This window comes from Mesobacillus boroniphilus JCM 21738 (genome assembly GCF_000517385.1).
Classification (GTDB): domain Bacteria; phylum Bacillota; class Bacilli; order Bacillales; family Cytobacillaceae; genus Mesobacillus; species Mesobacillus boroniphilus.
Window position 1 is genome coordinate 1 of sequence record NZ_BAUW01000137.1, and the last position, 6,555, is coordinate 6,555.

The window sequence follows — 6,555 nt, forward strand, 5'->3', positions numbered from 1 at the left end:
CTTGTTTCCTATGTAACACAGCAAAGTAATACATTTTGCTGTAACCTTTTCTACTAGTGTTAGTACGTATCCATAAATCATCTTTTAAAAGGAGGGAATTCAAATGGAAGAGATTCTAGAACTTCAATTAATGGAAAATGAAAAGTTTGAACCAGTATTGATGGGAATGAGCTCACAGAGTAATTCTTGTTTCCTATGTAACACAGCAAAGTAATTCGTTTTGCTGGAATTTTTCCTAATACTTTTTTCTACTTAAACATCCATAGACTAACCTTTTCTCTTCCCTTACAAACTAAAAATATAGATCAAAACATAAAAATGCATAATAAATTTACTGAAAGTGAGGGCGATTTCATGATTAATTCATCATATATTTTATTGCCAAGCAAAAGGTTTTACCTTCCTTTTGACTTTTATAAGCCACAGAATGAATACTTTAATATAGTCAAAAATATAGTGGATCCTGAAAACTGGTATATAATACGCGATAGAATATACATATCCTGTTTTCCTAAGAAAGGTCCATTACCAACTCACGGTTGGAAAATACATATTTCAGGTACCATATGGGATAGCGAAGAGATACTAGAAAAAGTATCTAGATTTTGTATGGAACACTCTATATCTTTCAAATGTCTAATGGATAAGGTAGTCTTTGACGCAAATCAAAATAAAGTTGCAGATAGGAGTGGGTCAGGGAAATTTATTACTATATATCCAGAAAGTGAAAAACAATTCATAGAAGTTACTCCTAAACTTTACAAATTATTATCAATGTATAATGGCCCGTATATATTAACAGATAGACGTTATGGTGATAAAGGCATAGTATATTATCGGTACGGTGGAATTAATATTGGACTTGTTAAGCTCGGAAATCAATATGTTCACATGATTAAATCAGAAAACGGTGAAGAGTTTATTGACGATAGAAAACCCAGATTTCAACTACCTAATTGGGTAAAGGATCCCTTTCAGAAAAACAACTTTAATAAGGAGAAAAAGAACAACTTTTTGCTAAATAACCGTTACAAAGTCTTATCCGTTCTTCGATATACGAATGCAGGGGGGACATATATTGCTGAAGACATACAGAATGCAGAAAAAGTTATTGTTAAAGAGGTAAGACCTTTTACAGTTCAATATGGTAACCGAAAAGATGCTGTCTCTTTAAAAAAGACAGAATATGCTATTCTAAAGAAAATACACTCTCTAGGAGTCTCTCCTATTCCGATTGATATTTTTAAAGAGTGGGAACATACGTATTTAGTTGAAAGTTACATAGACGGCCCTACTATAAAACAGTTCGTTGTTAATGAGAACCTTTCTCTAAGCCTAATTCAACTGTTAACGATTTCAATGAATATTTTAAGAAAATTGTTAAAATATTTACTAATATTTTAAAAACTTTTGAAACTATACATAAAAATAATATAGTCGTTGGTGATATCGGTCCAGAAAATATTATCCTAAAAGATAACTTAAATCCTATAATAATAGATTTTGATACATCTTTAGACTTGGATACTACAGATGAAAAACATATATTCGGAACTATTGGATTTCATAATAAATTTAATAAACCCGATGATTTTAAGCGGGATTATATAGGTATTGGTTACCTTCTCTTCTATATGATTTCACCTAGTAATAATCTAAGTGAATTAGACGAACATTTTTATAAACACTTTTTAAGTTACTTGGAAAAACAATACAATCTACCAAGTCAATTTAAGGAGGTAATAGAGAAATTAATAGAAGGGGATACTATACAGCCTGCGGAAGACTATATATCTATTATTAATGATATAAATCCCAATTTTTCTGAAACCCAAATTAGAGAAGTTAATATAAGCGAAATAGAAGAGATTATACGAAAAGTCAGTAACTTCATTTTAAATAGTAAACTTGACGGAGAAACACAAGTTTTCCCTGCAGACTATTTGGCCACTGAATATCTTTCTATAGCAAACGGTACTGCCGGTATTCTTAGAGCTTTGGAATATTGTGATATAAAAATCGATTCAGCCATGTATAATGTCTTTAAAAAACAGGTAAAGCAAAATATGTTTCAAAGTCAACTAGGCTTACATTATGGTTTATCAGGGATTTGTTGGTATTTATTGGAAAATAATGAGGTGTTTATAGCTAGAGAGATTCTCAGTTATATTTCCGAAAATTTAGAAGATATAAGGGAGTTAAATATCGGTGAAGGACTGGCTGGGGTAGGATTATTATTTTTAAAAGCTAATTTAATTCTTAAAGAGGATGATTACCTTAAAACTGCTTTAACTATAGGTGACAAAATTACTGAGGATCAAAGAGATAATGTGAATAATATTCAACAAATTGGTTACGAAAGTGGTAAATCTGGCATTTCTCTATTTCTTCTTTATTTATCCCTGGTATCCAAGGAAGAAAAATATATTAATTTCGGAACAGAACTCTTAAAAGAAGAAATTGGGAAAGGAATTGAAATCAATGATGGGTACGGATACCCAGCAAACTTAACGAATAAAAATATTGTCTATCCTTACTTAGCTAGAGGTACTGCTGGCATAGCGCTGTCGCCTTAAGATACCAAACAGTTTTACAAGACAATGTATTTTTAGAACAGGAAATTGAAAAAATAACAAATGGATTGCTATGTAAACTATCTGTGGATATCGGCCTTTTTAATGGCTTATCTGGAATAGTAAGTACTTTAATTGACTTTTATCAATTCACTAAAGAAGTTAAATACTACAACTTTGCCTGTGAATTAATAAACAATATGAAACAATTTTTATTAAAAGAAAATGAAGATGAGTTGGCATGTCCTGGTTCCTTAATGTACAGGTTAAGCTGTGATTATAGTACAGGAGCAGCTGGTTTCATAATGTTATTGAAAAGGACGCTAAGTAATAAAGGGAATCCCCATTTTTTTCTAGATGAATTACTTTTAGATGGAGATCTAGAATATCCTTATAATGTTAAGAGATTGGATAAATTAGTTGTTAAATAAGATATTTTATTTCACCCGTTTAAACTCTAAGGATATACAACAGTTAATGATGTTTGACATTTATAAAAAAGATTTATAATTGAATTTTTCACCACAGTATTGTATTTGGCAATTAAAAAATGCTATAAACGGCAGTATGTTGTATGAGTGTATAAAGAGCCGAAATAGGCAAGTGGGGCATAAAAACTTGCATATATTAGGCTCTAAATTTTTTCCTTTTTATGCTAAAGCACCCGTATGTTTAAGTACATTTGTTCACAAACTTAGATGTATAAAATGAATGCTGCACTTTTAGTTGGAATTAGAAGTGTTCTTTTTTACTCTTAAAATTACAAAATAAGCAACCAGATATACTAGGCACAAAAAGAGGAATACTATTAAAACTGCAAGTAAGAACTTATCTTGATGCCATACTGTTCCACAACATCTTATTCCATAAAAATAAGGTAAAGGCGGATCAATGTTAACTCCTATCAGCTCCACAAATCCTATTGGGAAACCTATAAACATAGGGAAACTCTCTTTTAACTCGTCATATGTTTTGATCATTTTTCCGTCAAAAAAAGCGGTAGAATAAACAAAAATGCACGATAAAAGAAACATCAATGGTAGAACTACAAACTTTTTTTAAAAAGGGGCGCATTTTTAAATCACCTCAAAAAAATCCCTAAATAATCTCTGTATGATTATTGTGCAAAATGCATCGTTTGTTGAAAAGCGGCAAGTCAGAATTATTTATCTGCATTTTCTATCTCTTTTAAAATGCTCACACCATTTCTTTTAGTTTCGTAAGTTACCACATATGTTTTACCATTTTCAATTAAATTCCATACCATTGTTTCTTTTATGTAAATTTTTGACTTTTCTTCTTCCCAATACTTTTTAGATACATCAGCATTTGGAGGTGCTACGATAATATATCCTTCACCATTTTCTTCAGAACGGTCTTTTTCTAAGACTGTAACCACAGCGAATGTTGAACTTTCAGACAGCAAATTATACATAAGAACAGCAGCTGTCAAAACTATTATAAAAAATATAGTGCTTATTACTCTTCTTTTATTTCTCATACTTTTAAATAACTCTCCCTAATAAATTCAGCTATGTAATACTACTTGCTCTCATCTTCGGCTAAACTGCCCCTTAAGTTTAATAAGCAATACTGTTATTTCATTTACTTTTACCTAAAATTCTATATAAAATGGGTGTTTGCTATTATCAAGACAGTATTCAATTCTTTGCTTAAAGTTTCCCACGGTTACCATTTCTAATGCTTTCTCAATTGGATAGAAACCTACTTCTAAACTCTCTGATGAAGTTGTTAATTCTCCTCCGATTGGCTTAGCTAAAAACAAGGTATTACATATTGATTTGTTCACATTCTGAAATATTCCACAAAATTTTAGAACTTCAATATCAATACCAGATTCCTCTTTAGTTTCTCTTACTGCTGCATCTTTCAAAGACTCGCCTTCTTCAACTATTCCCCCAGGCATTTCCCATCCTCTACTAGGTCCCTTAATTAATAAAATTTCCTTTTCATCATTGATTACAATAGTTGCTGCTGAAACAAAATGTTTTGGTGGTGTGTAAATTTGTTGTGTACTTTGTACCATATTAAGCCCCCCTTTTACGTTATGGTTTTTAAACAAACCTGTATCGTTTGTTTAATTTGAATGTTTCACAATTGTTGATATACCTTAGAATCTATACGTGCTTTTAATAGTTCAACCAACTATTGAGGACATCTTCAAAATTGTGATCTTTCCAAGCTATAATGGCGTTCATTTCTCCAACTTGTAAAACTTTTTCTTGAAATAGCAGATCGCCCAAAAAGTATGCTAATCGAGGAAAACCAAAAGTTTTGCCGCCATTAATGGAAAACCACTCACGGAAAATTTCCTGCGGAGTACTTATTGCAAGATCTTTTGCAAACTCCAATTGAATTTCCTTTTTGTGTGATGATGCAAATTCCAACCATTCTTCGCCATTATCATCATAAGAAAAATATACGGAAGAGGGCAATCCAGGCGATGTTTTCCTTGAAAAATGTGTAGCTGCCCCTTCTTGAAATAGCCAGGTAAGAGGGCTATTCCACTCCACATTCGACCAATCATTTCCCGCTTTATCTGAAATAATATTATGGGCAACGTGTCCTAATTCGTGTGCAATAATGACTTTTAAATGACTACTTGCTGGCGATAATTTTTCTAAAGCAAAAGTTACATTAGGTATAATTTGTTTGTGAGAATAGGCATTAGAACCAAAACCACCGACAATTAAATTTACATCAATAGGAAATTTCACTTGATACATACCCAAGTAATTTTGCTCTACTTCTTTTATAATGGTGACAATTTCATTGTGGATTAACTGGATGGAAGTCAAGACTTGAGGATACCTTTTTATTGACTGAATATGTCTTTCTTCGGTGTCTTTGCAATGATATAAAAAGTACTCTTTGAAAATCTCTGGATACTTCATATAGTAGCTCCGCAAGAAATTTATAGATGGTTGATAGTTATCCAAAAAATACGGTACAGTATCAATTATTTTCAAAAAAACCCTCCTATTCATTAAGCAATTGACATCTTCAATTAATAATTAGGCTATTAAAGTTAATTTTGCCCTTATGATTTAAGTTTTTCTTAAACTAAACTTCATCGTTTGTTTAATAAAGAGTTCAACAAAAAGCACTCTAATTCTTCTGGATCAACGTAACTTGATGTTTAAGAATATCGCTTTACAAACTAGGCTTTTTGTCAGAAACCCTTTTCTTCTTTATAAAAAGAAATTAAAAAAGGGTTAATCATTCTTGATTAACCTAATTGAAATAAATTTGATGAAGATACTCATTCTTCTGGTGGCAGTTTATAAAGGACCTTTCCGTCCCCGTCAAGGAATTCCATTCTTGGAATATCAGATTGATCAACAACCATACGAATTCTTGGTTGTCCTTTACTATCAGAGAGTTGTACAATTACATCCCCGTCCACGTTTTTCCCCATAAAAGCACGGCGGACATTTCCTTCCCACAATTCATTCAATTCCTGGTCTTTTTCTTCCTCCGATTTATTTGACTCTCGGATATCCTTATCTCTTATAATATCTTCTCTTAGATTGGAATTTGGTCGGTCATAAATAGAAAAACCATAATTTTTTTTACCGTTTTCCTCATAGTGTTCCATTTGGACAACTTGGTCTTGTTTATATTGGTCAAAAGTCAAACTTCCACCAGATGTATAATTGCCATCATCGTCTTTTTGACTACCAAAATTAAACCACCAGCTTCATCACCTTCTGCATTATAGAACATCATTCCAGCGATAGGATCACTTTGGCGATGGCCTGGAAGAATATCTTCTCCGTCAATAATTGCAGGGGGAATGTTTTGATTGTTAAATAATTTGAGTCTAACCGTTCCATCTTTATCAACAATATTAAGTTGTTCCACCTCAATCTTTTTAAATTTCTCCAAAAAATCAACTCCTAAATTTTACTATATATCTATATTTTGACAATAATTTACTATATTCCTTCTTCAACATAAC

The 6,555-nt window shown here is 31.7% G+C and carries 8 protein-coding genes; 3 read left to right on the forward strand and 5 right to left on the reverse strand.

Translation table 11 applies throughout. The annotated features are described in order from the left end of the window. Positions 1 to 354: 354 nt before the first annotated feature. From JCM21738_RS20405 to JCM21738_RS20415, 3 genes are all read left to right on the forward strand, one after another. Positions 355 to 1,404, forward strand: coding sequence for a class III lanthionine synthetase LanKC N-terminal domain-containing protein (locus JCM21738_RS20405; RefSeq protein WP_035210074.1), 1,050 nt, complete (start codon positions 355 to 357; stop codon positions 1,402 to 1,404). Positions 1,405 to 1,433: 29 nt separating this feature from the next. Continuing rightward, positions 1,434 to 2,576 (forward strand): lanthionine synthetase LanC family protein, encoded by a 1,143-nt coding sequence (locus tag JCM21738_RS20410; RefSeq protein WP_500778558.1) that lies wholly within the window; start codon positions 1,434 to 1,436, stop codon positions 2,574 to 2,576. Between the two features lie 83 nt (positions 2,577 to 2,659). Continuing rightward, on the forward strand, positions 2,660 to 3,004 hold the full coding sequence (locus JCM21738_RS20415; RefSeq protein WP_148296158.1) for a glycoside hydrolase family protein: 345 nt from the start codon (positions 2,660 to 2,662) through the stop codon (positions 3,002 to 3,004). 731 nt (positions 3,005 to 3,735) lie between these two features. Here JCM21738_RS20415 and JCM21738_RS20420 read toward each other — a convergent pair. The 5 genes from JCM21738_RS20420 to JCM21738_RS26355 form a co-directional block, all read right to left on the reverse strand. Next, positions 3,736 to 4,074 carry a hypothetical protein gene (locus tag JCM21738_RS20420; protein ID WP_023613414.1) on the reverse strand — a complete coding sequence of 113 codons (339 nt, stop codon included), beginning with the start codon at positions 4,072 to 4,074 and terminating at the stop codon, positions 3,736 to 3,738. A 114-nt stretch (positions 4,075 to 4,188) separates the two neighbouring features. Then, positions 4,189 to 4,620, reverse strand: a complete 432-nt coding sequence (locus tag JCM21738_RS20425; protein WP_023613413.1) for an NUDIX hydrolase — start codon at positions 4,618 to 4,620, stop codon at positions 4,189 to 4,191. 103 nt (positions 4,621 to 4,723) lie between these two features. Continuing rightward, positions 4,724 to 5,563, reverse strand: a complete 840-nt coding sequence (locus JCM21738_RS20430; protein WP_023613412.1) for a DUF5700 domain-containing putative Zn-dependent protease — start codon at positions 5,561 to 5,563, stop codon at positions 4,724 to 4,726. Between the two features lie 293 nt (positions 5,564 to 5,856). After that, positions 5,857 to 6,231: a hypothetical protein gene (locus tag JCM21738_RS26350; RefSeq protein WP_243463111.1), complete on the reverse strand. Its 375-nt coding sequence runs from the start codon at positions 6,229 to 6,231 to the stop codon at positions 5,857 to 5,859. Beyond that, entirely contained in the window at positions 6,228 to 6,482 is a 255-nt protein-coding gene (locus tag JCM21738_RS26355; protein WP_243463112.1) for a hypothetical protein, read from the reverse strand. Before JCM21738_RS26355 ends, JCM21738_RS26350 begins: the two co-directional genes overlap by 4 nt. Positions 6,483 to 6,555 lie beyond the last annotated feature (73 nt).